The sequence below is a fragment of the Nocardioides sp. GCM10023255 genome, assembly GCF_042653125.1.
Lineage (GTDB): Bacteria > Actinomycetota > Actinomycetes > Propionibacteriales > Nocardioidaceae > Nocardioides.
The window spans coordinates 214,991-238,271 of sequence record NZ_JBHSHU010000003.1 but is presented as its reverse complement, the minus strand read 5'-3'; the positions used below and the strand labels follow the sequence as shown (position 1 = coordinate 238,271).

Below are 23,281 nucleotides of genomic sequence, written 5' to 3'. Positions count from 1 at the left end.
CTAGATGCCGAAGGTGTTGCGGGGGTAGGCCGCGTCGACGTCGGTGATCACGTTCACGAGGTAGGGCACGCCCGAGGCGAAGGCGCGGTCGAGCGCCGGGCCGATGTGCCGCGGGTCGGTCACGGTCTCACCGGCGCCGCCGAGCGCGCGGACGACCTCGTCGTACGCCGTGCGCGGCGCGAGGTCGGCGGCCACGTCGTACCCGTAGAGCATCTGCATCGGGCCCTTCTCCAGCCCCCACGCGGAGTTGTTGCCCATCACCATGACGACCGGCAGGCCGTGCCGCACCAGGGTGTCCACGTCCATGAGGGAGAAGCCGGCCGCGCCGTCGCCGAGGAGCAGCACGACCTGGGCCGAGGGGCGGGCCAGCCGGGCCGCGATGGCGGCGCCGAGACCGGCGCCGAGGCAGCCGTAGGGCCCCGGGTCGAGCCAGCCGCCGGGGCGCTTCGGCTCCACGAACTTGCCGGCGAAGCTGACGAAGTCGCCCCCGTCGCCGATCACCACCGCGTCGTCGGCGAGCCGGGGCACCAGCTCGCCGTAGATGCGGGCCGGGTGGATCGGGTCGGCCTCGGCGGTGAGCAGGGCCCGGTCGCGCTCGGTGGCGGCGGCGACGGTGTCCTGCAGGCCGCTCACCCATGCGGACCAGTCCGGGCGTCGGACGACCTGCTCGAGGGCGGCGAGCAGCCCGTCGAACGCGGCCGAGAGGTCGCCGCAGACGGAGGCGGCGAGGTCGGCGTGGCCGGAGACCTGGCCGGGGGAGTCGGCGACGTGGACGACCTGGGCCGGGGCCCGTCCGTCCTTGCCGCCGAAGACGCCGTAGCCCAGCCGGAAGTCCAGCGGCGTGCCGACCACGACCACGAGGTCGGCCTCGCCGAGCGCCCGGCCGCGGGCCTTGGTGACCAGCAGGGGGTGCCCGCCGGGGACGACGCCACGGCCCATGCCGTTGGTGATGGCGGGGATGCCGACCGCCTCGACGAAGCGCAGCGCGGCCTCCTCGGCCCGGTCGGCCCAGACGTCGGTGCCGAGCACGAGCACGGGGCGGGCCGCGCCGGAGAGCAGCTCGGCGACCTCGGTGAGCGCGTCGGGGTCCGGCTCGGCGCCCCGGTCGGTGCCGAGGGCCGGGAGCGACCCGGAGGCCGTGTTGAAGAACTCGTCCATCGGCACGTCCACGAACACCGGGCCGCGGTGCGAGGACCGGGCGGCCGTGAAGGCGCGGTGCATCCCCTCGAGCACGTCGTCGGCGGTGTGCAGGGTCCGCGCCTGCTTCGACACCGAGGCCAGGATGGGCGGCTGGTCGAGCTCCTGGAGGCTCCCGCTGCCCCAGCGGTTGGCCGGTGCGCGGCCGCCGACGACGACCATGGGGGAGCCGGCGAACTGGGCCTGGGCGATGGCGCTGACGCCGTTGGTCACCCCGGGCCCGGCGGTGAGCACGGCCAGCCCCGGCACCCGGGTCAGCTTGCCGGTCGCCTCCGCGGCGAAGGCCGCGGTCTGCTCGTGCCGGACGTCGAGCAGGCGCATCGGGGGATCGGCCTTCACGGCGCCGTCGTACATCGGGAAGACGTGCGCCCCGGAGAGCGTGAACATCGTCTCCACGCCGTGCGCCCGGGCCACGGCGACCGCGAGCTCGCCCGCGTGCCCCGTGAGTCCGGCGGCCTCCCCACCCGTCGGGTCGTCGAGGTCGGAGTCGTCGCTGGTCCGGGTCGAGGCGTCGCTCATGCCCGCAGGTTACTCGGGCGTAGCCACGAGGTAGTGGGGGTTGGTCGACTTGAGCGCCTGCACCAGGACGAGCAGCAGGTCGGAGCGGACCTCCGGCGGTCGCGGGCCGAGCGCGAGCTGCAGGTGGAGCGAGCGCAGGAAGGCCTGGGCGTTGCCGCCGACCAGGAACGGGTCGCGGTCGTCGTAGGAGCCCTGGCTGCCGGCCGCGGCGGCGATCCGGGCGATCCAGGGCTCGAGCACGGTCAGCGGGACCTGGTTGCGGCGCAGCACCTTCATCGTGGCCAGGGCCAGCCGGTCCGGCTCGCCGGCGGTGAACAGTCGGTCGACCGGCAGCAGCACCCGGTCGGCGATCACGTCGAGCACGACGGTCAGCTCGGGCTTGAAGCAGTGCGGGGAGGCGGCGAGGACGCCCAGCGCGTCGGCACCGTGCGCGACCGCGTGCGCCCAGCCCTTGCCGGGCACGAAGCCGCGCAGGTCGCGCTCGCGCAGCAGCCAGGTGGCGATGCGGTCGCCCCACTCCAGGATCTTGCCGCCGGGCAGCAGCGGGCGGCCGTTGTCACGCTTGATGCACTCGGCCAGCACCAGCGCCGAGAAGCTGCGCCGGAACACGGTGTCGGTCTCGGTCTCGCCGATCCCGACGCGCAGCCCCGCGGCCATCCCGTCCCCGAGACCGGCCAGCAGGTCGTCGTACACGCCCCGGTCGACCCAGGTCGCCAGCGTGGGGTACGCCGTGCCGTCGCGCTGCGCGGGGTCGGGTGAGCCGAGCATCCGCGTCAGCTCGGCGGTCAGCTCGTCGAGCGGCCTGTCCGAGGGGACCGCGAGCCCTTCGGCATGGACCTGGCTCCAGTACGACCCCGACATGGGGGCCATCCTGCCAAAGGCCGAACGGCGACCTGTCCGGTGGTCTCCGGGTGGTAGACCTGTGCCGTGCCGTCCCTCACCGAGCTCGTGCGCAGCCACACCGACCTCGACGAGGAGGACGTGGCCTGGCTGCAGCTCCTGCAGGCAGACTGGCAGATCATCGCCGACCTGTCGTTCGCCGACCTGGTGCTGTGGCTGCCCGACCGGGATGGGCAGGGGTTCTGGGCCGGAGCGCAGATGCGCCCCACCACCGGCCCGACGGCGTACGTCGACGACGTGGTCGGCACGTTCGTGCCGGTCGGGCGCCGCCCGATGCTGGACATGGCCTGGGCGCAGGGCCGGCTGGTGCGCGAGGGGGACCCCGAGTGGCGCGACGACGTGCCGGTGCGGGTCGAGACGATCCCCGTGCGGCGCGGCGGCCGGGTCATCGCGGTGGTGGCGCGCAACACCAACCTGCTGGGGGTCCGCACGCCGAGCCGGCTGGAGCTGTCCTACCTGCAGACCGCGGCCGATCTCACCCAGATGATCGCGCACGGCTACTTCCCGGCGCCCGGCCAGCGCAGCGACCACGCGGACTCGCCGCGCGTCGGTGACGGCTTCCTCCGCGTGGACGCGGCCGGTCGTGTCGTCTACGCCAGCCCCAACGCGCTCTCGGTCTACCGGAGGCTCGGGCTCTCGGGTGACCTGGCGGGCCTCTCGCTCGCCGAGCTGACCCGCGAGCTGGTCCCGCCACGGCGCCGGCCGGACGAGGAGACGCTGAGCGCGGTGCTGGGCGGGCGCGCCCACCGCGACACCGAGATCGGCACCGACGGGGTCTCGCTCATCGTGCGGTCCATCCCGTTGCGCCCGCAGGGCGACCACATCGGCGCGCTGGTGCTGGTGCGTGACGTCACCGACCTGCGGCGTCGCGACCGCGAGCTGGTCACCAAGGACGCGACCATCCGCGAGATCCACCACCGGGTGAAGAACAACCTGCAGACGGTCGCCGCGTTGCTACGCCTGCAGGCCCGCCGGATGGACTCCGAGGCCGCGCGCTCGGCGCTGGAGGAGGCCGTCCGCCGGGTCGGCTCGATCGCGATCGTCCACGAGACCCTCAGCCAGGCGGTCGAGGAGAAGGTCGACTTCGACGAGATCGCCGACCGGCTCGGGCGGATGGTGACCGAGGTGAGCACCCTGGGGGACCGGGTGCGGGTGCGTCGGGACGGCCGGTTCGGTGTGCTGCCCTCGGAGGTGGCCACGGCGCTGGCCATGGTGCTCACCGAGGTGCTGCAGAACGCCGTGGAGCACGGCTACCCCGAGGACACCGCCGAGCCGGTCCGGGGCGAGATCGTGGTCACGGTGCGACGTCTGGTCGGGAGGCTGCACGTCACCGTCGAGGACGACGGGCGCGGGCTGCCGGAGGGGTTCGACCTCGACGGGTCGACGAACCTGGGGCTCTCCATCGTCCGGACTCTGGTGGAGTCCGAGCTGGGGGGACAGCTGGAGGTGGGCCCGTCCCCCGGTGGCCGGGGGACGCGGGCCGCGATCGACGTGCCGCTCGAGTGAGGTCAGGCGGTGCGGACCCGGGCGCGGGCGTTGCGACGCTTCAGCGCGCGACGCTCGTCCTCGCTGAGGCCGCCCCAGACTCCGTGGTCCTGGCCAGCCTCGAGCGCCCACGCGAGGCACTGTTCGCGCACCTCGCAGCGACGGCACACCTGCTTGGCCTCCTCGATCTGGAGGATGGCCGGACCGGTGTTACCGATCGGGAAGAACAGCTCCGGGTCCTCGTCGAGGCAGGCGGAACGGTGGCGCCAATCCATGGCTGGGGGATCCCTCTTTCCTTCTACGTGCGTACAGGTCAGGAGTTCTCACAGCCCTGCGAGCGATCGCGAGCGGCACCGGGGGTGAACAGGGGGTCGGTGTGAGGCGTTCGCGAGCGCGTCGTCTAGCGTGGCAACTCTTGGACCGTTAAACAACCCCTGAGGCCCTTGTGTTTCCGTCACAAGCGTCACACGTGGCGACCGTTGACGTGGGGAGCCGCGACCGGGGTCTCTACGCTGGCGCCGTGACCAGCGCGCGAACCGACCGTCCTGCCCCCCTCGTGGTGGCCGCCTCCCTGGTGGCCGTCGAGGGCCTGCTGCTCGCCCTCCTCGGGGTCCTCGAGCTCGGCAACCTGTCCTCGGACCGGGTGATGCTGGGGCTGACCACGACGGCGTTCTTCGTCGGGTACGGCGCCCTGCTGCTGTGGGCCGCCCGCGCGCTGGTGCGTCGCCAGTCGTGGGCGCGCAGCCCGGTCGTGCTGACCCAGCTGATCATGCTGGGCCTGGCCTGGAACTACCACGAGTCGCCGGTCGTCGCGATCGGGCTGGCGGTCCTCGGGCTGGTCGTGATGGCGGGGATCTTCCACCCCGACAGCCTCGACGCGCTCTCCGACGACCCGGGACGCGACCGGCTCTAGCTCTGCTCCTCCAGGGAGGCGCGCAGCTGCTCCAGGGTCCGGTTCAGCAGCCGCGAGACGTGCATCTGCGACACCCCGATCTCCTCGGCGATCTGCGACTGCGTCATGTTCTTGAAGAACCGGAGCAGCAGGATCTTCTTCTCGCGCGCCGGGAGCCGGTCGAGCAGCGGCTTGATCGACTCGCGGATCTCGACGTGCTCGAGGTTGTGGTCGTCGACACCGATGGCGTCGAGCATCGTCGCCGCGCTGTCGTCGCTGTCGTCGCTCGCGTCGAGGGAGAGCGTGGAGTAGGCGTTGCTGGACTCGATGCCCTCCACGATCTCCTCGACCGTGCAGCCGATGCTCTCGGCCAGCTCGCGGGGCGTGGGGGAGCGGCCCAGGGACTGGGTGAGCTCGGCGGTCGTGGCGCCGATCTGCATGCGCAGCTCCTGGAGCCGCCGCGGCACCCGGATCGCCCAGCCCTTGTCCCGGAAGTAGCGCTTGATCTCCCCGATGATCGTCGGGGTCGCGTAGGTCGAGAACTCGACCCCGCGGTCGGAGTCGAACCGGTCGATGGACTTGATCAGCCCGATCGTGCCGACCTGGACCAGGTCCTCGAAGGGCTCGCCCCGGTTGCGGAAGCGCCGGGCGCAGTGCTCGACCAGCGGCAGGTGCAGGTGCACCAGGCCCTCCCGGGCCTGGTCGCGGCCGGCAGCGGACGCGTCGGCGTCGCGCAGCTGCGCGAACAGCTCCGCGCTCCGTCGTCGAGTGACCTCGACACCGGACGGCAGCACGTCCTGCGTGCTGGCGTCGTCCCCCGTGATGTCCAGGTCCATGTCAGAGGCCGGCCTCCAGATGACCGGACTCCATGGAGAGGGTGATGGTGAACCGGCCGCCGTCGGTGTCGGCCGAGGCGCTGGTGGCGAGGGTGGTGAGCACCTGCCAGGCGAAGCTGTCGTAGTCGGGGCGCAGCGCCCCGTGCGAGCAGGGCACGCCGACCGTGACCGTGAGACGGCCCGGCTGCATGTAGAACCGGCAGCACAGGTCGCCGTCCTCGTCGGCCTCCGGCAGCACCATGGCGCTCGCCTCACCGACGGCGATGCGGAGGTCCTCGATGTCGTCGATGGGGAAGTCCAGACGCGCCGCGAGCCCGGCCGTCGTGGTCCGCAGGACGGACACGTAGGCGCTGTCGGCCGGGACCCGGAGCTCCACGTCCGCGCGGTCCTGGGAATGACCGCTCGCCGGCCCGGTCAGTGGCCCGCTCAATGACATCGTCGTCCTCCGTGGTGGGTGCGCAGCAGCTGCAGACTAGTGGGGGCCGGCCCCCGGGTGGTGTACCCGGTGACCGACCCCGTCACACGTGTCGAGCCTCTCAGCTCTTCGAGCCTCGTGCCTCAGCCCTTCTTCGTCTCCCAGAAGATCTCCGCGATCTCGTCGATCTTGGCGAGCAGCTCGTCGGCCTTGCCCGCGTCGAGCTCGCCCTTCGTCCCGGTCGCGCCGGCCAGCTTGGTGGCCTCGTTCACCAGCGTGTGGAGCTGGGGGTACTTCTCGAAGTGCGGGGGCTTGAAGTAGTCGGTCCACAGCACCCAGAGGTGGTGCTTGACGAGCTCGGAGCGCTGCTCCTTGATCAGGATCGCCCGGGTGCGGAAGTCCGGGTCGTCGTTGTCCGCGACCTTGGCGATGATCGCCTTGATCGACTCGGCCTCGATGCGGGCCTGTGCCGGGTCGTAGACCCCACAGGGCAGGTCGCAGTGGGCGGAGACCTCGACGGTGGGTGCGAAAAGTCGCGCGAACATCCAGTGTCCTCTCGTGGGGAATCGGCGTGTCGACTGCGACACTACTCCCGTGCCGCGGCGACCACTCGGGGAGGTTTCGTACCCCCGCAAGCACCCGCCATTCGGCGTCGCGAGGGTCCGTGGCGAGTCGATGCTGCCGACGCTGAGGCCCGGCGACCTGCTGCTCGTGCGGTACGCCGTGCCGGTGCGGCCCGGCGACCTGGTGGTCGCCCGGTTCCCCGACGGCACCCTGGCCGTGAAGCGCGCGGTCGAGCGACGTACCTCCCGGACGGGGAGCCCGGCGTGGTGGCTGCTGAGCGACAACCCCGATCGTGGCGTCGACTCCCGGCACCGCGGGCCGGTCGCGGCCGAACAGGTGCGGGCGGTGGCCGTGTGGCGCGTGTGGCCGCGTCCCGGGCGACTGCGCGGGTGAGTCACGTCGTCGCGCGGACCGCGGGCGGCTCGTGGACGCCGTCGGGTCGCTCGCCCTCGCTGTGCCAGACTGTGGCCAGGGAGATCCCCTGGTGCGACCAGTTCCGCGAGCCACCCGCTCCGCGTCGAGCTGGACCCCTCGTCCCCGACGGCCTCGCGACGGAGAGTCAGATTGGTCATGGCAGCAGACACGCCCCATCCCCGTGCCGGTGACCCGGTGTTCGACCTGCACGTCGGCGGCAAGATGGAGACCCGGTCGACGGTGTCCCTGTCCGGCCCCGACGACCTCTCGCTGGCCTACACGCCGGGCGTGGCGCTGGTGTGCGAGGCGATCGCGGCCGACCCGGCGCTGACCCAGCACTACACGTGGGTCCCCAACACCGTCGCCGTCGTCACCGACGGCACCGCCGTGCTGGGCCTCGGCGACATCGGCCCCGCCGCCGCGATGCCGGTGATGGAGGGCAAGGCGGTGCTGTTCAAGCAGTTCGGGGGCGTCGACGCCGTGCCGATCTGCCTCGACACCACCGACACCGAGGAGATCATCGAGACCGTCGCCCGGCTCGCGCCGAGCTTCGGGGGGATCAACCTCGAGGACATCTCCGCCCCGCGCTGCTTCGAGATCGAGCAGCGGCTCAAGGACCGCCTCGACATCCCGGTCTTCCACGACGACCAGCACGGCACCGCCGTGGTGGCCCTGGCAGCGCTGAAGAACGCGCTGCGCCTGACCGGCCGCAGCCCTGAGTCGACGCGGGTCGTGATCTCGGGGGCGGGGGCGGCCGGTGTCGCGGTCGCCCGGATCCTGCTGGAGGCCGGCATCAAGGACCTCGCGGTCACCGACCGCAAGGGCGTGCTGAACTCCGTACGCGGCGACCTGACCCCGGTGAAGCGCGCCCTCGCGGTCGACACGGCCGACAACTACGGCCGTACGGGCTCCCTGGCCGACGTGCTCGTGGGCGCCGACGTCTACATCGGCGTCTCGGGCGGCACGGTGCCGGAGGAGCACGTCGCCGCGATGGCGCCGGACGCGATCATCTTCGGCCTCGCGAACCCGATCCCCGAGGTGCTCCCGGACGTCGCCCACCGGCACGCCCGGGTGGTCGCCACCGGGCGCTCGGACTTCCCGAACCAGATCAACAACGTGCTGGCCTTCCCCGGCATATTCCGGGGAGCGTTCGACGTCCACGCGACCGCGATCACCGAGGGGATGAAGCTGGCCGCGGCCGACGCGCTCGCGGCGCTGGTGGGCGACGACCTCGCCGAGGACATGGTCATCCCCTCGCCGTTCGACCCCCGGGTCGGACCCGCGGTCGCGGCCGCGGTGGCCGAGGCCGCCCGTCGGGACGGCGTCGCGCGCCGCTAGGCGACCTCGGTAGGTTCGGACGCATGTTCGCCGTCTACGCCGACAAGTTCTCCTCCGACGACCCGCTGTCCGGCCTCGTGGTCGGTGAGCGGCCGGACCCGGTCGCACCGGACGGGTGGACGACCGTCACGGTGAAGGCTGCCTCCCTCAACCACCACGACCTGTGGTCGCTGCGGGGGGTCGGGCTGCGCGAGGAGGCGCTGCCGATGATCCTCGGCTGCGACGCGGCCGGGTACGACGAGGACGGCAACGAGGTCCTCGTCCACGCGGTGGTCAGCGATCCGGCCTGGACCGGTGACGAGACCCTGGACCCGAAGCGGTCGCTGCTCTCCGAGCGCCACCAGGGCACCTTCGCCGACAAGGTCGTGGTCCCGCGCGGCAACGTGGTCCCCAAGCCGGCGTCGCTCTCGTTCGAGGAGGCGGCATGCCTGCCGACCGCCTGGCTCACGGCGTACCGCATGCTCTTCACCCAGGGGGACCTCAAGGCGGGTGACACCGTGCTGGTGCAGGGCGCCGGCGGGGGAGTGGCGACCGCGCTGATCACGCTGGCGCGGGCCGGCGGCCTGCGCGTGCTCGCCACCAGCCGCGACGAGAAGAAGCGGCTGCGAGCGCTCGAGATCGGTGCCCACGAGGTCTTCGAGTCCGGAGCCCGCCTCCCGGTCAAGGTCGACGCGGTCATGGAGACCGTCGGCCGGGCCACCTGGTCCCACTCGATCCGCGCGCTGCGCCCGGGCGGCAAGATCGTCATCTCCGGCACCACCTCGGGGCCGAAGCTCGACGACGCCGAGCTGACCCGGATCTTCTTCCTCCAGCTCCAGGTCATCGGCTCCACGATGGGCACCCGCGCCGAGCTCGCGTCGCTCGTCACCCTGCTCGACGCCTCGGGCGCCCGGCCGCTGATCGACCGCACCCTCCCCATGACGCAGGCCACCGAGGGCTTCGCCGCGATGGCCGAGGGTGACGTCTTCGGCAAGGTCGTCTTCACCCGATGAGGACCCACGTCGTCTCCGGTGCCGGCTCCGGCATCGGAGCGGTGCTCGCCGGGCGCCTGCACGAGCGCGGTGACGAGCTCTGGCTGCTCGCGCGCAGCGAGGAGCGGGCGGTCGAGCTGGAGAAGGCCCACCCGGGCGCGCGCACCCTGGTCGCCGACCTCGCGGACCCGGCGGGACTGGAGGGCGCCCTCGTGGTCGCCTCTCTCCCGGAGCGCGTGGACTCCCTGCTGCACGTGGCCGGGGTCGTGGACCTCGAGCCCGTCGCGGAGCTCGATCTCGGCCACTGGCAACGCCAGCTCGACGTCAACCTCACGTCGCCGGCCGTGCTGACCCGGGCGCTGCTCCCGGCCCTGCGGGCCGCGGGCGGCACCGTCGTCTTCGTCAACTCGGGCGCCGGGCTCGCCGCCAACCCCACCTGGTCGGGCTACGCCGCGTCGAAGTTCGGCCTGCGGGCTCTCGCGGACGCGCTGCGCGCGGAGGAGCTCGAGCACGGGGTGCGGGTCACGACGGTCTACCCGGGCCGCACCGCCACGCCGATGCAGGAGAAGGTGCACGCCCAAGAGGGCAGGGAGTACGACGCCGCGCGGTGGAGCGACGCCGCGACGGTCGCCGACACCATCCTCCACGTCGTCGACCTGCCGGCCGACTCCACGATCCCCGACGTCACCGTCAGGCCTGCTCCGGCACGAGGATCCTGAGCCGTCGACCGGTGATCCTGCGGCGGTAGCGGGATCGTGGCGATCCGTGTCAGGGGTGGGACCGCCAGTTGAGTGCGCCCACCAGCACCATCCGCAGCTGGGTGCGCGCGGTCTCCACCAGGGCCTTCTCCGCGTCAGGCCGGGCGGGAGCGCTCAGGATGGCCTCGGCGGTGGCGACGAGCGCGGTGACGATCAGGTTCGACAGCACCCGCAGGTCCTCGGCCGACCACGGGTCCGTGCCTGGGAGCCGGGCGAGGTCGGTCGCCAGCTCGCGCTCGAACAGCTCGATCTGGTGCCGGATCTCCTCCCGGACCGCCGGTGGCCCGGCCGCCCGCTCGCGGGCGATGAAGAGGAAGTGGGCGCGCTGCCGGTGCACGTGGTCGACGAGGACGTCGATCGAGGTGTCGACCATGTCGTCGAAGGCGGGCCCTCCGCGGCGTACGTCGCGCAGCATCGCGCGCAGCGAGGCGAAGGACTCGTCGACGAGCGCCAGGCCGAGGGCCTCGAGGGAGTCGAAGTGGCGGTAGAACGCGGTCGGCACGATGCCGACCTCCTTGGCCACCTGGCGCAGCGACAGCGCCCCCAGGCTGCTGTCCTCGGAGAGCGAGAGCGCGGCGTCGAGGATGGCGCGACGAGTGCGCTCCTTGCGCTCGCCCCTCGTCTCGGGGCGGGACACCGACTGCTCCGCCATGCCCTTGATCGTAGCCGCGGGTGAACGCGTGTCCACGGCAGCGCCGCGCGTGGCCGGGCTCACGCGCCCGGTGCTTGACCGTACTCCGGGTATGTCTGCATAGTTCCAGTGAACAGATGTTCACTCAACTGACGGAGGTCGGGCATGACCATCACCGCCGCCGGCGCGGCCGGGCGCCTCCTGCGCTCCCGGGCCCTCGCCGCCCTCGTGTCGCCGCACGGCGTCGACCGGTACCTCGAGCAGGTCAACCCGATGTGGGCGGCGCACGAGGTGCGTGCCCGGGTCGTCGCCGTCGACCGGGAGGTCGACGTGCCCGGCCAGCCGCCGGTCGCCACGATCACGCTGCAACCCACGACGACCTGGCAGGGCCATCGGGCCGGGCAGCACGTCCAGCTCGGCGTCGAGGTCGACGGCGGACGCCGGACCACCAGGGTCTTCACCGTCTCCAGTCCCGACTCGCGGCCGGGCGACCGCATCACGGTGACCCTGCGCGCCAACCCGGACACCCCCGGCCGGCCCAGCGTGTCCCGCTACCTCGTGGACCGGGCCCGGCCCGGCACGATGGTCCACCTGTCGCAGGCCGAGGGCGACTTCGTCCTGCCCGACCACGTGCCCGAGCACGTGCTGCTCATCTCCGGTGGGTCCGGGATCACGCCGGTGATGTCGATGCTGCGCTCGCTGCAGCGCCGCGCCCACCGCGGCCGGGTCACCTTCGTGCACTACGCGCCGAGCCCCGACCACCAGATCTTCGCCGCCGAGCTCGACGAGATCCGGCGCTCGGGCCACGGCATCGACGTGCACCTGCTGCACCCCGAGCTCGGCGACCCGGCGCTCTCGCCGGCGTGGCTGGAGCGGCTGGTGCCCGGCTACCGCGACGTGCCCACCTGGGGCTGCGGGCCGGCGCCCCTGGTCGAGGCGGTGCGCGCGGCCTACGAGGGCTCCGACGCGCTGCGGGTCGAGTACTTCAGGCCGCCTCGGGTGTCCAGCGGCCCGACCGGGGGAGAGGTCTCGTTCAGGCGGTCCGGCAGGTCCGCCGCCAACACCGGCGCCTCGCTGCTGGAGCAGGCCGAGGCGCAGGGCCTGAGCCCCGAGTCCGGCTGCCGGATGGGGATCTGCTTCTCCTGCACCTCGCGCAAGAGCGAGGGCACCGTCCGCAACGTCTTGACCGGCGCGGAGTCCTCGCTGCCCGACGAGGACATCCGCATCTGCGTCTCCGCCCCCGTCGGCGACTGCGTCGTGGAGCTCTAGCCCCCGCGTCGGCGCCCACGGACCACCGAAAGGACCCCTGATGACCGCAACCACACCCATCCTCGCCCCTGACCAGCTCGAGGCGTTCGGCGCCGAGATGGACGCGATCCGCCAGCGCGTGATCGCCGACCTCGGTGACGAGGACGCGGCCTACATCCGCAAGGTCGTCAAGGCCCAGCGCACCCTCGAGGTCGCCGGCCGCGCGTTGTTCTACCTGCCGCCGGCCTGGCCGCTCGCCGTGGCCGCGCTCAGCGTCTCCAAGATCCTCGACAACATGGAGATCGGCCACAACGTCATGCACGGGCAGTACGACTGGATGGGCGACCCGGGCCTGAGCTCGCGGATGTACGAGTGGGACAACGTCTGCCCGAGCGAGCAGTGGAAGTACTCCCACAACTACATCCACCACACCTACACCAACATCCTCGGGAAGGACCGCGACATCGGCTACGGCATCCTGCGCATGGACGAGGACCAGCCGTGGCACCCCTACTACCTGGGCAACCCGCTCTACGCGTTCCTGCTGATGGTCTTCTTCGAGTGGGGCGTGGCCATGCACGACCTCGAGGTCGAGAACCTCGTCGCGGGCCGCCGGAAGGTCTCGGAGAACAGGGCCCTGCACGTCGGCATCATGCGCAAGGTGAAGCGTCAGGCGCTCAAGGACTACGTGCTGTTCCCGGCGCTGACCGGACCGCTGTTCCCGCTGACCCTCGCCGGCAACGCGACCGCCAACCTGGCGCGCAACATCTGGGCGTTCAACATCATCTTCTGCGGTCACTTCCCGGCGGGCGTGGCCACCTTCTCCCAGGAGGAGTGCGAGGACGAGTCGCGCGGCCAGTGGTACCTGCGCCAGCTGCTCGGGTCGGCGAACATCACCGGCGGCCGGCTCTTCCACGTCATGACCGGCAACCTCTCGCACCAGGTCGAGCACCACCTGTTCCCCGACCTGCCGGCCCGCCGCTACCCGCAGATCGCCGAGGACGTCCGGGAGGCCTGCGAGCGCTACGGGCTGCCCTACAACACCGGACCCCTGCGCCGGCAGCTCGGCTCGGTCGCCCGGAAGATCTGCCGTCTCGCGCTGCCCGACCGGCGCGCCCGGGAGACGGACACGGTTGTCGAGCAGCCGGTCGCTGCCTGAGGATGAGGGCCATGAAGGACCACCTGAGCAAGGCCGAGATCCGCAAGGACGTGGTCCAGGACGCCGTGCAGGCCGCCGCCAGCACCGTGGGCCAGGTGACCTCGATCGTCACCGGCGCAGTGCGCGACGTGGCGGGCGTGCTGGGCGGCTTCGCGACGGAGATCTTCGAGATCCGCGACTCCGCGCGGAGGGCGGCCGGCGACCACGACGATTGAAATGTCTATACCTGTGGTTCGGGTCACCGGGGCCAGGGTAGGTCACAGGCCTCGGGGGACGAGAGACCAGGCCATCGACCGAACCGAGGATCCATGGACACCAGATTCGCCTCCCACTACGACCCGGACACCAGCACCCTCGAGCTCAGCGGTGACTTCGACCGCGACGCGTGGTCCCTGGTGCACGAGGAGGTCGAGCGCGCGTTCCGCCGTACGGCGTGCCGGCTGACCGTCGACCTCACCCGGGCCTCCGGGGTGCCGGCCCACTTCGTCGGGCACCTGGTGCACCTGTGCAACTGCTGCTACCCGGGCACGATCGTGCAGGTCGCGGCGCAGCGCAACGCCCCTGCCGCCTAGCGTCAGCCGAACGACATCCGGAAGCCGGCCATCCGCAACGACGCCACCGGGCGCCGGCCGGCGAGCCATCCCAGCGGGCCGTCGGGGGCGAAGTCCCAGTGGCCGCGGCACGGCAGCGTCCTGGCCGTCCCGCGCATCGCCGCCCGCCCCTCCGGACCGCCGGCCTCGAGCGGTGGCTGGTGGACACCGGCGCGGAACGGCAGCCGGAGAGCGGCTCTCGAGACGTCGGTGAACCGGGCCTCCGCGATCGGACGCCGCTCGAGCGTCGCCGACCACTCGGTGCGCGACAGCGGACCGGTGTGGCCGGTCTCGAGGCGGAAGTCGCACAGCTCCTTGGGGATCGCCCAGAGCTCCCGGCCGCCCGCCATCGAGTCAGGGGAGTCCACCCAGATGTCGGTGATGCGGACCTGTCGGTCCACCGGGCGGGCGACCAGCAGCTCGGAGTAGGTCAGCGGGCTGTCCGGCTCGTAGCTGACGAAGGCGGCGCCGTACAGGCCGGCGGGGCGTTCGGCGTCGACCGCCGTCGACACCCTGAACAGGGAGAGCCAGAGCTGGCCCTGCAGCTGCCAGGGCGCCGAGGGGTACGACACGTCAGTCCTCGGGGTCGTCGAGGCGGGCCAGCCAAGTGGCGAACCGCTCGACGGCCGTCTCGAACTCGGGATGGGTGTCGGTGAACTCCTGGAGCCGCTCGGCGAGCCACTCACACGTGAACTCCTCGTCGCCACGACGCTTGACGAGCTCCTCGATCCCGCGGTCGGTGAAGTACATCGGCGCCGGTCAGCGGAAGGCCCGCTCGAGCAGGTCCTTCTGCTCCGCCTGGTGCCGCTTCACGGTGCCGACCGACGGTGAGGACGAGGCCTCGCGCGTCACCGCCTCGACCTGGGCGTCGACCTCCGGCCACACGTTGAGCGCGTAGTGCGGCCACGGGCCCATGTTCTCGGGCTCGTCCTGCACCCAGCGCACCGACTTCAGGTGCGGGTAGCGCGCGATCTCGGCCTTGATGTCGTCCAGCGGGCGCGGGTAGAGCTGCTCGACCCGGGCGATCGCGAACCGCTCGGGGTTCTCCCGCTTGGCCCGCTCCACCATCAGGTCCCAGGTGACGCGGCCCGAGCAGAGCAGCAGCGTGTCGACCTTGTCCTGGTCGGCGCCGGCGTCGCTGATGAACGGCCGGAACGAGCCCGAGGTGAAGTCCTCCGGCGTCGAGGCCGCCTCCTTGCGCTTGAGCATCGACTTCGGGGTGAAGACGATCAGCGGCCGGTGCTCCTCGCCCAGCGAGTGCTGGCGCAGCAGGTGGAAGTACGACGCGGGCGTCGACGGCTGGGCGACGACGAACGCGTCGTCGGCGCACATCGTCATGAACCGCTCGATGCGGGCCGAGGAGTGGTCGGGACCCTGGCCCTCGTAGCCGTGCGGGAGCAGCAGCACGACGCCGGACTGCTGGCGCCACTTGGTCTCTCCCGAGGTGATGAACTCGTCGATGACCGTCTGCGCGCCGTTGACGAAGTCGCCGAACTGCGCCTCCCACAGCACCAGCGCCTCGGGGCGGGCGACGGAGTAGCCGTACTCGAAGCCGAGCGCGGCGTACTCGGAGAGCAGCGAGTCGTAGACGTAGAACTTGGCCTGGTCCTCGGTCAGCGAGGCAAGCGGCGTCCACTCGTCGGCGTTGACCCGGTCGATGATGGTCGCGAAGCGGGACACGAAGGTGCCGCGGCGCGAGTCCTGGCCGGCGAGCCGCACCGGTCGGCCCTCCATCAGCAGCGAGCCGAAGGCGAGGATCTCGCCGGTGCCCCAGTCGATCGGGCCGTCGGTGATCGCGGCGGCGCGACGCTGCAGCTGCGGCATCACCTTGGGGTGGACCGTGAAGCCCGCCGGCGGGGTGACGTAGGCGTCCGAGATGCGCTTGAGGACGTCGACCGACACCGAGGTCTCGGCCTCGCCCGCGGGCTTCTCGGGGTAGTCGGGAACGGTGGTCCACTCCGAGGGCTGGCTGCTCGCCTCGCGCACCTCGGTGAAGACCCGCTCGAGCTGCTGCTGGTAGTCGCGCAGGACCTGCTCGGCCTCCTCGATCGTGATGTCGCCACGGCCGATGAGGGACTCGGTGTAGAGCTTGCGGACCGAGCGCTTCTGCTCGATGAGGTCGTACATCAGCGGCTGGGTGTACGACGGGTCGTCGCCCTCGTTGTGACCGCGACGGCGGTAGCAGACGAGATCGATGACGACGTCCTTCTTGAACGCCTGGCGGTACTCGAACGCGAGCCGCGCCACCCGGATGCAGGCCTCGGGGTCGTCGCCGTTGACGTGGAAGATCGGCGCCTGGACCATCCGGGCCACGTCGGTGCAGTAGAGCGAGGACCGCGAGGAGCCCGGCGAGGTGGTGAACCCCACCTGGTTGTTGACGACCACGTGGATCGTGCCGCCCGTGCGGTAGCCGCGCAGCTGGCTGAGGTTGAGGGTCTCGGCGACCACGCCCTGCCCGGCGAACGCCGCGTCACCGTGCACGAGCAGCGGCAGCACGGGGTAGTCGGCGCCCTTGTTCAGCACGTCCTGCTTGGCGCGGGCGATGCCCTCGAGCACCGGGTCGACCGCCTCGAGGTGGGAGGGGTTCGCGGCGACGGAGACCTTGATCTTCGCCTTCGAGCCGGCCTCGAACTCGCCCTCGGCGCCGAGGTGGTACTTCACGTCGCCGGAGCCCTGGACGGTGCGCGGGTCGATGTTGCCCTCGAACTCCCGGAAGATCTGGGAGTACTTCTTGCCGACGATGTTGGCCAGCACGTTGAGCCGGCCGCGGTGGGCCATGCCGATCGTGACCTCGTCGAGATCGGCCTCGGCGGCCGCCTCGCAGATCTCGTCGATGACCGGGATCGTGGTCTCGCCGCCCTCGAGGGAGAAGCGCTTCTGGCCGACGAACTTCGTCTGCAGGAAGGTCTCGAACGCCTCGGCCTGGTTGAGCTTGAGCAGGATCCGCAGCTGCTCCTCGCGCGGCGGCTTGGTGTGCGGCTGCTCGACGCGCTCCTGGATCCAACGGCGCTGCTCGGGGTCCATGATGTGCATGTACTCGATGCCGGTGGTGCGGCAGTAGGAGTCGCGCAGGATCCCGAGGATGTTGCGCAGCTTCATGAACGGGCGACCCGAGCCGCCGAACGAGCCGGTCGCGAACTCCCGGTCGAGGTCCCACAGGGTCAGGCCGTGCGACTCGACCTCGAGGTCGGGGTGGCTGCGCTGGCGGTACTCCAGCGGGTCGGTGTCGGCCATCATGTGGCCGCGGACCCGGTAGGCGTGGATCAGCTCGAGGATCCGCGCCTGCTTGCTGATGTCGTCGTCGTGGGTGGTCGCGATGTCCTTCGACCAGCGGATCGGCTCGTAGGGGATGCGCAGCGAGCGGAAGATCTCGTCGTAGAAGTCGTCGCCGCCGAGCAGCAGCTGGTGGACGCGCTTGAGGAACTCGCCCGACTGCGCGCCCTGGATGACGCGGTGGTCGTAGGTCGAGGTCAGCGTCATGACCTTGCTGATCGCGCTGCGGGCGATGGCCTCGTCAGAGGCGCCCTGCCACTCGGGCGGGTACTCCATCGCGCCGACGCCGATGATGGCGCCCTGGCCCTTCATCAGGCGCGGGACCGAGTGGCTGGTGCCGATGCCGCCGGGGTTGGTCAGCGAGATCGAGGTGCCCTTGAAGTCCTCCACCGTGAGCTTGTTGTCGCGCGCCTTGCGCACGATCTCCTCGTAGGCGGTCCAGAAGCCGGCGAAGTCCATCGTCTCCGCGGCCTTGATGCTCGGCACCAGCAGCTGGCGGCTGCCGTCGGGCTTGGGGACGTCGATCGCGAGCCCGAGGTTGATGTGGGCCGGGGTGATCAGGTTCGGCTTGCCGTCGACGACGTCGAAGCCGACGTTCATCTCCGGCATCGCCTTGACCGCCTTGATGAGCGCGTAGCCGATGAGGTGCGTGAACGACACCTTGCCACCGCGGGCGCGGGCGAGGTGGTTGTTGATGACCGTGCGGTTGTCCCAGAGCAGCTTCACCGGCACCGAGCGGACCGAGGTCGCGGTCGGCACGCTCAGCGAGGCGTCCATGTTCTGGGCGGTGCGGGCGGGGGCACCCCGCAGCACGGTGAACGTCGGCTCGTCGCTCGCTGCGGCGGGAGCGGCCGGCTTGTTGTCCTTGGGGACCGGGCTGGTCGTGCCCTTGGCCGGCTCGGCCGCCTGGGCGTCCGGGCGTGGCTTGGCCACCGGAGCCGGGGTCTTCTCCTCGGTCCGGGCTGCGGCGGGCTTCTCGGCCTGCTTCGCCGCGGGCTTCGCGGGAGCCTTCTCAGCCGGCTTCTCAGCCGGCTTCTCGGGGGCCTTGGTCGTCGCCGGCCTGGCCTCGGTCCTGGTCGCGGCACCGTTGCGGCCGGCGCCGTTGGAGCCGTTGCCGTTGGCCTGGAAGTACTTCACCCACGTGGGGTCAACGCTGCCGGGATCCTTCTGGTACTGGTCGTACATCTCCTCCACGAGCCACTCGTTGGCGCCGAAGTCGGCGGAGGGCTGTTCGGGAGACTGGCTGCCTGAGGACTGCGGCACGGGTTGGTTCGCCTCTTCCGGTGTACGCGCGCGGGGATGGGTTTCAGTCGTCAAGGCTAGACCCACACGCCAGCAAATGCTCAGGCAAGGGTGGCCTTTCGGGCAGGGTGTCACGTGATCCACACGACGTGAGAGATTGGCCGACCATGAACACCCCCAGGCGACGGGCCGCGAGGCCGCTCTCCCTGCTCCTCTCCCCGCTGCTGGTGGTGGCACTCGCGGCCACCGGTTGCAGCGGTGACGACGACGGGGACGGCGCAGCGCCGGCAGCGTCCCCCACGGCTTCGGAGTCGGGCCGGCCGGCTCCCGAGGTGAGGACGAAGGTGGCGGTCGGCCGGGTGCCGGGGCACCTGCCGCCGCGGGCGCGCAAACGCGCCGTCCACGCGGTCGGGGACGTCGTCGACCACTGGTTCGACGCGGCGTACGTCGGGGGCAGGTACCCACGGCACGACTTCAGCGACGCCTACCCGGCCTTCACCGCCGGCGCCCGCGCGGACGCCGTCCGCGACCGTGACCTGATGACCAACCGGCCGCTCGGCCGCGAGATCGACGGGGTGACGGCCCACCGGCGGCTGGTGTGGGTCGACCTGCTGCCCGCCCGCGGGCGGGCAGCCGCCGCGACCGCGCGCTTCCGGCTGGCCTTCACCACGACGGGGGAGAAGGAGCGCTCGGTGGTCGTCCGGGGCCGGTTGTTCCTGGTGCCCGGGCCGAGCGGCTGGAAGGTGTTCGGCTACGACGTCGCGAAGGGGACCCCCGACGAGCTCGAGCCGAAGGAGAGACCGTCGAAGGGGAAGCCGTCGAAGCACGGCGCGGGCAAGCACCACGAGCACTCCGGCAAGGACCACCAGAAGGGAGGCGGTCGATGAACGCCGCCCGCACCCGCTCGCGCGCCACCAGGGCCCTGCACCTGCTCGTCCTGGGGCTGGTCCTGGCCGTGGCCGCGCTGGTCGTCCCGGACTCGGCGGTGAAGTCCACCGAGGTGACCCTGGTGAAGGTGAGGCAGGGCTCCGGCACCGACGTCAGCCCCGACGTGGTGTGGATCCTCGCCGTGGGCTCCGACGCCCGTCCGGGCCAGGACATGACCCGCACGCGTGGCGACGCGCTGCAGCTGATCGGCATGAACACCCGGACCGGCGCGGCCGCCTCGATCGGCGTGCCCCGCGACTCGTGGGTGAACATCCCCGGGCACGGCTACGAGAAGATCAACGCCTCGCTCTACTTCGGCGGGCCGCAGCTGCTCGGGCAGACGGTCGGCAACCTGGTCGGCATCCAGCCCGACTACGTCTTCGTGACGCGATTCCCCTACTTCATCGCCATGGTGCGCAGCATCGGCGGCATCGACGTGCAGAACCCGCGCGCCTTCAGCGACACCTACCTCAAGCCGAGGGGGTTCCGGGCCGGCCGCATCCACCTCGGCGGGTACGACGCCATGGCGTTCGCGCGGATCCGGCACAACCTGCCCGCCGGCGACTTCGACCGCTCGGCCAACCAGCAGCGCGTCCTGCGCGGCATCCAGGCCCGGGTGCGGGCACGCGCCTCGGTGCCGGGCTTCATGGAGCGCGGAGTCGTCTCGGTGATGCAGCACATGCACACCGACCTCCGCCCGACGGAGCTGTTCCGGCTGGCGCAGGCGATGGCGCAGGTCGAGCCCGGCAAGATCACCACCTGCGTCATCCAGGGCGGGATCGGCAACATCGGTGGGGCGAGCGTGGTGCTGCCCTACACCTCGCAGGGGCGGAGGCTGGGCAACGAGGCGCGCAGGGACGCGACGCTCGAGCACTGCTGACCCGTCGCGACACCGAGCTGAGTCAGGCCCTCACCAGCCGAGTCGTACGGCGGGGAGCTGGTCGCGGCCGTGACGGACGACCCTCTCGAGCGCCTGTCGTGCCTCCGTCATCCGCCGCTGACCTGCGACGTCGACCCAGTCGGCCTCGATGCGGTCCTGGACCCGGACCGCCAGCGCGATGGCCTCCTCGCCGCGGCGGGTGAGCTCGAGCGGCTTGCTGCGGGCATCGGTGCCCGCGCCGTCGTCGGCGAGGACGACGTACCCCTCGTCGAGCAGGTGCTGGATGACACGCGCTGCTCCCTGCTTGGTCATGGCGAGGAACGGCGCCATGGCGCTGGCCGTGTTGTGACCGTTGAGCACCGCGTTCAAGGCGTAGCCGTGGACGGGACGCAGCGTGGGATGACCGTTCGCGTTGAGCTCGTGGTGCAGCTCGTCCAGGGCCACGGTCACGGCCATGGACAACAGTCGGACCAGGGGGATCTCGTGCACCTGTCCGACCGTAGCGCCGGGCGCTGGGGTGCGCAGGGACGACACGGGTCAGGCGGTCCACGGGACGGGGACCGGGTCGCCACCGCCGACGGTGGCGAACGCGTCCGGGTGACCGACCGTCAGGGTCACGGCTGGTTCGGTGCCACCCGCCGAGAGCACCCGGACCGTCCCGGCCGGCAGCTTGAGACCCTCCCCGGGCCGGACGTCGTAGGACGTTGCGTCGATCTCGGCGCGCACCGCCCCGCTGAGCACGACCAGGAACTGGTCGACGTCGATGGTGTGGTGCGGTCCGACGCTGCCGGCGGGGAGCTCGGTGCGCCAGACCGCGAGGTCGAGTGCCGGGGCGGTGGTGGGGCTGGCCAGGGTGACCATGGTCGCGGCCGGTGTGCTGACCTTCCGGGCCGTGTCGGGGGAGACGTGCAGGGACATGGTGCTGCTCCTTCTCGAGTGCTGTTCCAGTGGTGGTGACCTGCTCCTTAAGACAACAAGGTTGTCTGTTGACGAGGTTAGCGCTGGTGACACATGGACAACAGAGTTGTCTATACGGGTGGACGTGCGACGACGTCCCGGGGAATGGGTCGATCCGCGTTCGGGGTCGAGCGGGGCCGGATGCGGCGCAGAAGACCGAAAAGGGCCCGACTCATGACTGAATCGGGCCCAACTCGAGAAGTGTGGCGCCCCCGGAAGGATTCGAACCTTCGCTCCCGCCTCCGGAGGGCGGTGCTCTATCCCCTGAGCTACGGGGGCTCAAGGTGCGGGATGACCATACAGCGGGGGAGAGGAGAGCACGAAACCGCCTCCCCGATCCGGCCCGGGTATCGAGGCGGGAGATCGGTTCAGGGCGGCGCGCGTGGCGCCACTAGGCTGACCCGGTGACTCCCGAGCAGCTCTCCGCCACCATCGTCGACGTCCTGACGACCCTCTCCAGCGAGGGTGCGATCGCCCTGCCCGACGGGATTCCCACGACGGTGACGGTGGAGCGGCCCCGGCAGAAGGGGCACGGCGACTACGCGACCAACGTGGCGCTCCAGCTGGCCAAGAAGGCCGGCACGAACCCGCGCGCGTTCGCCGAGCTGGTGCAGGCGCGGCTCGAGAAGGCCGATGGTGTCGCGGCGGTCGAGATCGCCGGGCCGGGCTTCCTCAACATCACCGTCGACGCGGGTGCGCAGGGCGCGGTGGCCGCGGACATCGTCGCGGCCGGGGCGTCGTACGGCTCCTCCGACGCCTTCGCCGGGGAGAAGATCAACCTCGAGTTCGTGTCGGCGAACCCGACCGGCCCGCTGCACCTCGGTGGTGTCCGCTGGGCCGCGGTGGGCGACGCCCTGGGCCGGGTCCTGACCATGGCCGGGGCCGAGGTCACCCGCGAGTACTACTTCAACGACCACGGCGGCCAGATCGACCGGTTCAGCCGGTCGCTGCTGGCCAACGCGCAGGGCAAGCCCGTCCCCGAGGACGGCTACGGCGGGCAGTACATCGAGGACATCGCCGCCGACGTCGTCCGGCTGCGTCCCGACGTGTTGGACCTCGAGGACGACGCTGCCCAGGAGGTCTTCCGGGCCGAGGGCGTCGAGCTGATGTTCGCCGAGATCAAGAAGAGCCTCCACGACTTCGGCGTGGACTTCGACGTCTACTTCCACGAGGACAACCTGCACCGCAGCGGCGCGGTCCAGCGCGCGGTCGACCGGCTCACCGAGCTCGGCAGCACGTATGAGAAGGACGGCGCGCTGTGGCTCGCCACCGAGCGGTACGGCGACGACAAGGACCGCGTCATCATCAAGTCCGACGGGCAGGGTGCCTACCTGTCCGGCGACCTCGCCTACTACCTCGACAAGCGGGAGCGCGGTTTCGACCGCTGCTTCATCATGCTCGGGGCCGACCACCACGGCTACGTGGGCCGGATGATGGCGATGTGCTCGGCCTTCGGGGACACCCCGCACGAGAACCTCGAGATCCTCATCGGCCAGATGGTCAACCTGCTCCGCGACGGGCAGCCGCTGCGGATGTCCAAGCGGGCCGGGACCGTGGTGACCATCGACGACCTGGTCGAGGCGATCGGGGTCGACGCCAGCCGCTACGCCCTGGCGCGCTACTCGACGGACTCCAACATCGACATCGACCTGGACCTGTGGGCCAAGGCGTCGAACGACAACCCGGTCTACTACGTGCAGTACGCCCACGCCCGGGTCTCCTCGATCCTGCGCAACGCCGCCGACCTGGGGATCCCGACCGGATCGGCCGAGGAGATGGTGCGCGGCTTCGACCCCGCGCAGCTCTCGCACGAGAAGGAGGGCGAGCTGCTGCGCGCCCTCGCCGAGTTCCCGCGCGTCGTCGCGAGCGCGGCCCAGCTGCGCGAGCCGCACCGGGTGGCGCGCTACCTCGAGGACACCGCGGCGGCCTACCACCGGTTCTACGACAACTGCCGGGTGCTGCCGATGGGTGACGAGGAGGTCGGCGACCTGCACCGCGCCCGCCTCCTGCTCGTCGCGGCCACGAAGACGGTGCTGGCCAACGGCCTCAGGCTGCTCGGCGTCTCGGCGCCCGAGCGCATGTAGA

Annotated in this window: 25 protein-coding genes and 1 tRNA gene; 13 read left to right on the top strand and 13 right to left on the bottom strand. The window is 71.5% G+C overall.

The genetic code is table 11. From position 1 onward, the window contains the following. Nucleotides 1–1,716, bottom strand: coding sequence for an acetolactate synthase (locus tag ACFO9I_RS04935; RefSeq protein WP_379178398.1), 1,716 nt, complete (start codon nt 1,714–1,716; stop codon nt 1–3). A 9-nt stretch (nt 1,717–1,725) separates the two neighbouring features. Then, nucleotides 1,726–2,577, bottom strand: a complete 852-nt coding sequence (locus ACFO9I_RS04930) for a DUF2785 domain-containing protein (protein WP_379178396.1) — start codon at nt 2,575–2,577, stop codon at nt 1,726–1,728. Nucleotides 2,578–2,643: 66 nt separating this feature from the next. On the opposite strand from ACFO9I_RS04930, the gene ACFO9I_RS04925 reads away from it, so the two are divergent. Then, nucleotides 2,644–4,122, top strand: coding sequence for a histidine kinase N-terminal domain-containing protein (locus ACFO9I_RS04925; protein WP_379178394.1), 1,479 nt, complete (start codon nt 2,644–2,646; stop codon nt 4,120–4,122). A 2-nt stretch (nt 4,123–4,124) separates the two neighbouring features. On the opposite strand, the gene ACFO9I_RS04920 is transcribed toward ACFO9I_RS04925, so the two are convergent. After that, a complete protein-coding gene (locus tag ACFO9I_RS04920) occupies nt 4,125–4,376 on the bottom strand; it encodes a WhiB family transcriptional regulator (RefSeq protein ID WP_011755173.1) in 252 nt (83 codons plus the stop codon). A gap of 245 nt (nt 4,377–4,621) precedes the next feature. On the opposite strand from ACFO9I_RS04920, the gene ACFO9I_RS04915 reads away from it, so the two are divergent. Beyond that, nucleotides 4,622–5,014 (top strand): hypothetical protein, encoded by a 393-nt coding sequence (locus ACFO9I_RS04915; protein ID WP_379178392.1) that lies wholly within the window; start codon nt 4,622–4,624, stop codon nt 5,012–5,014. Here ACFO9I_RS04915 and ACFO9I_RS04910 read toward each other — a convergent pair. The 3 genes from ACFO9I_RS04910 to sodN form a co-directional block, all read right to left on the bottom strand. Beyond that, the gene (locus tag ACFO9I_RS04910; protein ID WP_379178390.1) at nt 5,011–5,829 is read right to left on the bottom strand and encodes an RNA polymerase sigma factor SigF; all 819 of its coding nucleotides are present in this window, start codon (nt 5,827–5,829) and stop codon (nt 5,011–5,013) included. The two genes, ACFO9I_RS04915 and ACFO9I_RS04910, sit on opposite strands and share 4 nt — an antisense overlap. A gap of 1 nt (nt 5,830) precedes the next feature. Next, entirely contained in the window at nt 5,831–6,205 is a 375-nt protein-coding gene (locus ACFO9I_RS04905) for an anti-sigma factor (protein WP_379178388.1), read from the bottom strand. Nucleotides 6,206–6,387: 182 nt separating this feature from the next. After that, nucleotides 6,388–6,789 carry a superoxide dismutase, Ni gene (gene sodN / locus ACFO9I_RS04900; protein WP_379178386.1) on the bottom strand — a complete coding sequence of 134 codons (402 nt, stop codon included), beginning with the start codon at nt 6,787–6,789 and terminating at the stop codon, nt 6,388–6,390. A gap of 49 nt (nt 6,790–6,838) precedes the next feature. Here sodN and ACFO9I_RS04895 point away from each other — a divergent pair, with 49 nt between their 5' ends. The 4 genes from ACFO9I_RS04895 (at nt 6,839) to ACFO9I_RS04880 (ending at nt 10,250) form a co-directional block, all read left to right on the top strand. Then, nucleotides 6,839–7,201 (top strand): S24/S26 family peptidase, encoded by a 363-nt coding sequence (locus ACFO9I_RS04895; RefSeq protein WP_379178384.1) that lies wholly within the window; start codon nt 6,839–6,841, stop codon nt 7,199–7,201. 177 nt (nt 7,202–7,378) lie between these two features. Next, nucleotides 7,379–8,560: an NAD(P)-dependent malic enzyme gene (locus ACFO9I_RS04890; RefSeq protein ID WP_379178382.1), complete on the top strand. Its 1,182-nt coding sequence runs from the start codon at nt 7,379–7,381 to the stop codon at nt 8,558–8,560. 23 nt (nt 8,561–8,583) lie between these two features. Then, nucleotides 8,584–9,552, top strand: coding sequence for a zinc-binding dehydrogenase (locus tag ACFO9I_RS04885; protein ID WP_379178380.1), 969 nt, complete (start codon nt 8,584–8,586; stop codon nt 9,550–9,552). Continuing rightward, nucleotides 9,549–10,250, top strand: a complete 702-nt coding sequence (locus tag ACFO9I_RS04880; protein ID WP_379178378.1) for an SDR family oxidoreductase — start codon at nt 9,549–9,551, stop codon at nt 10,248–10,250. Before ACFO9I_RS04885 ends, ACFO9I_RS04880 begins: the two co-directional genes overlap by 4 nt. Before the next feature lie 49 nt (nt 10,251–10,299). Here ACFO9I_RS04880 and ACFO9I_RS04875 read toward each other — a convergent pair whose 3' ends face one another. Then, nucleotides 10,300–10,941 (bottom strand): TetR family transcriptional regulator, encoded by a 642-nt coding sequence (locus tag ACFO9I_RS04875; protein ID WP_379178376.1) that lies wholly within the window; start codon nt 10,939–10,941, stop codon nt 10,300–10,302. A gap of 144 nt (nt 10,942–11,085) precedes the next feature. On the opposite strand from ACFO9I_RS04875, the gene ACFO9I_RS04870 reads away from it, so the two are divergent. The 4 genes from ACFO9I_RS04870 (at nt 11,086) to ACFO9I_RS04855 (ending at nt 13,899) form a co-directional block, all read left to right on the top strand. After that, nucleotides 11,086–12,189 carry a ferredoxin reductase gene (locus ACFO9I_RS04870; protein WP_379178374.1) on the top strand — a complete coding sequence of 368 codons (1,104 nt, stop codon included), beginning with the start codon at nt 11,086–11,088 and terminating at the stop codon, nt 12,187–12,189. A gap of 40 nt (nt 12,190–12,229) precedes the next feature. Then, nucleotides 12,230–13,327 carry a fatty acid desaturase family protein gene (locus ACFO9I_RS04865; protein ID WP_379178372.1) on the top strand — a complete coding sequence of 366 codons (1,098 nt, stop codon included), beginning with the start codon at nt 12,230–12,232 and terminating at the stop codon, nt 13,325–13,327. A gap of 11 nt (nt 13,328–13,338) precedes the next feature. Continuing rightward, complete coding sequence (locus tag ACFO9I_RS04860) at nt 13,339–13,542, top strand: hypothetical protein (RefSeq protein ID WP_379178370.1); 204 nt, start codon at nt 13,339–13,341, stop codon at nt 13,540–13,542. A 93-nt stretch (nt 13,543–13,635) separates the two neighbouring features. Continuing rightward, nucleotides 13,636–13,899 (top strand): hypothetical protein, encoded by a 264-nt coding sequence (locus ACFO9I_RS04855; RefSeq protein WP_379178368.1) that lies wholly within the window; start codon nt 13,636–13,638, stop codon nt 13,897–13,899. Between the two features lie 2 nt (nt 13,900–13,901). On the opposite strand, the gene ACFO9I_RS04850 is transcribed toward ACFO9I_RS04855, so the two are convergent. Genes ACFO9I_RS04850 through ACFO9I_RS04840 form a run of 3 tightly spaced genes read right to left on the bottom strand, consistent with a single transcriptional unit; the run spans nt 13,902 to nt 18,453 of the window. Further along, nucleotides 13,902–14,489, bottom strand: a complete 588-nt coding sequence (locus ACFO9I_RS04850) for an acetoacetate decarboxylase family protein (protein WP_379178366.1) — start codon at nt 14,487–14,489, stop codon at nt 13,902–13,904. 1 nt (nt 14,490) lies between these two features. Further along, entirely contained in the window at nt 14,491–14,667 is a 177-nt protein-coding gene (locus ACFO9I_RS04845; RefSeq protein ID WP_379178364.1) for a DUF6104 family protein, read from the bottom strand. Between the two features lie 9 nt (nt 14,668–14,676). Continuing rightward, entirely contained in the window at nt 14,677–18,453 is a 3,777-nt protein-coding gene (locus tag ACFO9I_RS04840) for a multifunctional oxoglutarate decarboxylase/oxoglutarate dehydrogenase thiamine pyrophosphate-binding subunit/dihydrolipoyllysine-residue succinyltransferase subunit (protein WP_379178362.1), read from the bottom strand. 146 nt (nt 18,454–18,599) lie between these two features. Between ACFO9I_RS04840 and ACFO9I_RS04835 the strand changes: the two genes are divergently transcribed. Further along, nucleotides 18,600–19,319, top strand: coding sequence for a hypothetical protein (locus ACFO9I_RS04835; RefSeq protein WP_379178360.1), 720 nt, complete (start codon nt 18,600–18,602; stop codon nt 19,317–19,319). Beyond that, nucleotides 19,316–20,239: an LCP family protein gene (locus ACFO9I_RS04830; protein WP_379178358.1), complete on the top strand. Its 924-nt coding sequence runs from the start codon at nt 19,316–19,318 to the stop codon at nt 20,237–20,239. The genes ACFO9I_RS04835 and ACFO9I_RS04830 overlap by 4 nt, the downstream gene beginning before the upstream one ends. A gap of 30 nt (nt 20,240–20,269) precedes the next feature. On the opposite strand, the gene ACFO9I_RS04825 is transcribed toward ACFO9I_RS04830, so the two are convergent. The 3 genes from ACFO9I_RS04825 to ACFO9I_RS04815 form a co-directional block, all read right to left on the bottom strand. Continuing rightward, entirely contained in the window at nt 20,270–20,728 is a 459-nt protein-coding gene (locus ACFO9I_RS04825) for a hypothetical protein (RefSeq protein WP_379178356.1), read from the bottom strand. 48 nt (nt 20,729–20,776) lie between these two features. Beyond that, nucleotides 20,777–21,157, bottom strand: coding sequence for a cupin domain-containing protein (locus ACFO9I_RS04820; protein WP_379178354.1), 381 nt, complete (start codon nt 21,155–21,157; stop codon nt 20,777–20,779). A gap of 243 nt (nt 21,158–21,400) precedes the next feature. Further along, nucleotides 21,401–21,475, bottom strand: a tRNA-Arg gene (locus tag ACFO9I_RS04815). Between the two features lie 125 nt (nt 21,476–21,600). Here ACFO9I_RS04815 and argS point away from each other — a divergent pair. Then, on the top strand, nt 21,601–23,280 hold the full coding sequence (argS, locus tag ACFO9I_RS04810; RefSeq protein ID WP_379178352.1) for an arginine--tRNA ligase: 1,680 nt from the start codon (nt 21,601–21,603) through the stop codon (nt 23,278–23,280). Nucleotide 23,281 lies beyond the last annotated feature (1 nt).

Coding starts and splice junctions, on each gene's coding strand:
- ACFO9I_RS04935 (WP_379178398.1), bottom strand. CDS start 1,716: ATGAGCGACGCCTCGACCCGGACCAGCGACGACTCCGACCTCGACGAC.
- ACFO9I_RS04930 (WP_379178396.1), bottom strand. CDS start 2,577: ATGTCGGGGTCGTACTGGAGCCAGGTCCATGCCGAAGGGCTCGCGGTC.
- ACFO9I_RS04920 (WP_011755173.1), bottom strand. CDS start 4,376: ATGGATTGGCGCCACCGTTCCGCCTGCCTCGACGAGGACCCGGAGCTG.
- ACFO9I_RS04910 (WP_379178390.1), bottom strand. CDS start 5,829: ATGGACCTGGACATCACGGGGGACGACGCCAGCACGCAGGACGTGCTG.
- sodN (WP_379178386.1), bottom strand. CDS start 6,789: ATGTTCGCGCGACTTTTCGCACCCACCGTCGAGGTCTCCGCCCACTGC.
- ACFO9I_RS04890 (WP_379178382.1), top strand. CDS start 7,379: ATGGCAGCAGACACGCCCCATCCCCGTGCCGGTGACCCGGTGTTCGAC.
- ACFO9I_RS04885 (WP_379178380.1), top strand. CDS start 8,584: ATGTTCGCCGTCTACGCCGACAAGTTCTCCTCCGACGACCCGCTGTCC.
- ACFO9I_RS04880 (WP_379178378.1), top strand. CDS start 9,549: ATGAGGACCCACGTCGTCTCCGGTGCCGGCTCCGGCATCGGAGCGGTG.
- ACFO9I_RS04875 (WP_379178376.1), bottom strand. CDS start 10,941: ATGGCGGAGCAGTCGGTGTCCCGCCCCGAGACGAGGGGCGAGCGCAAG.
- ACFO9I_RS04870 (WP_379178374.1), top strand. CDS start 11,086: ATGACCATCACCGCCGCCGGCGCGGCCGGGCGCCTCCTGCGCTCCCGG.
- ACFO9I_RS04865 (WP_379178372.1), top strand. CDS start 12,230: ATGACCGCAACCACACCCATCCTCGCCCCTGACCAGCTCGAGGCGTTC.
- ACFO9I_RS04860 (WP_379178370.1), top strand. CDS start 13,339: ATGAAGGACCACCTGAGCAAGGCCGAGATCCGCAAGGACGTGGTCCAG.
- ACFO9I_RS04855 (WP_379178368.1), top strand. CDS start 13,636: ATGGACACCAGATTCGCCTCCCACTACGACCCGGACACCAGCACCCTC.
- ACFO9I_RS04845 (WP_379178364.1), bottom strand. CDS start 14,667: ATGTACTTCACCGACCGCGGGATCGAGGAGCTCGTCAAGCGTCGTGGC.
- ACFO9I_RS04835 (WP_379178360.1), top strand. CDS start 18,600: ATGAACACCCCCAGGCGACGGGCCGCGAGGCCGCTCTCCCTGCTCCTC.
- ACFO9I_RS04830 (WP_379178358.1), top strand. CDS start 19,316: ATGAACGCCGCCCGCACCCGCTCGCGCGCCACCAGGGCCCTGCACCTG.
- ACFO9I_RS04820 (WP_379178354.1), bottom strand. CDS start 21,157: ATGTCCCTGCACGTCTCCCCCGACACGGCCCGGAAGGTCAGCACACCG.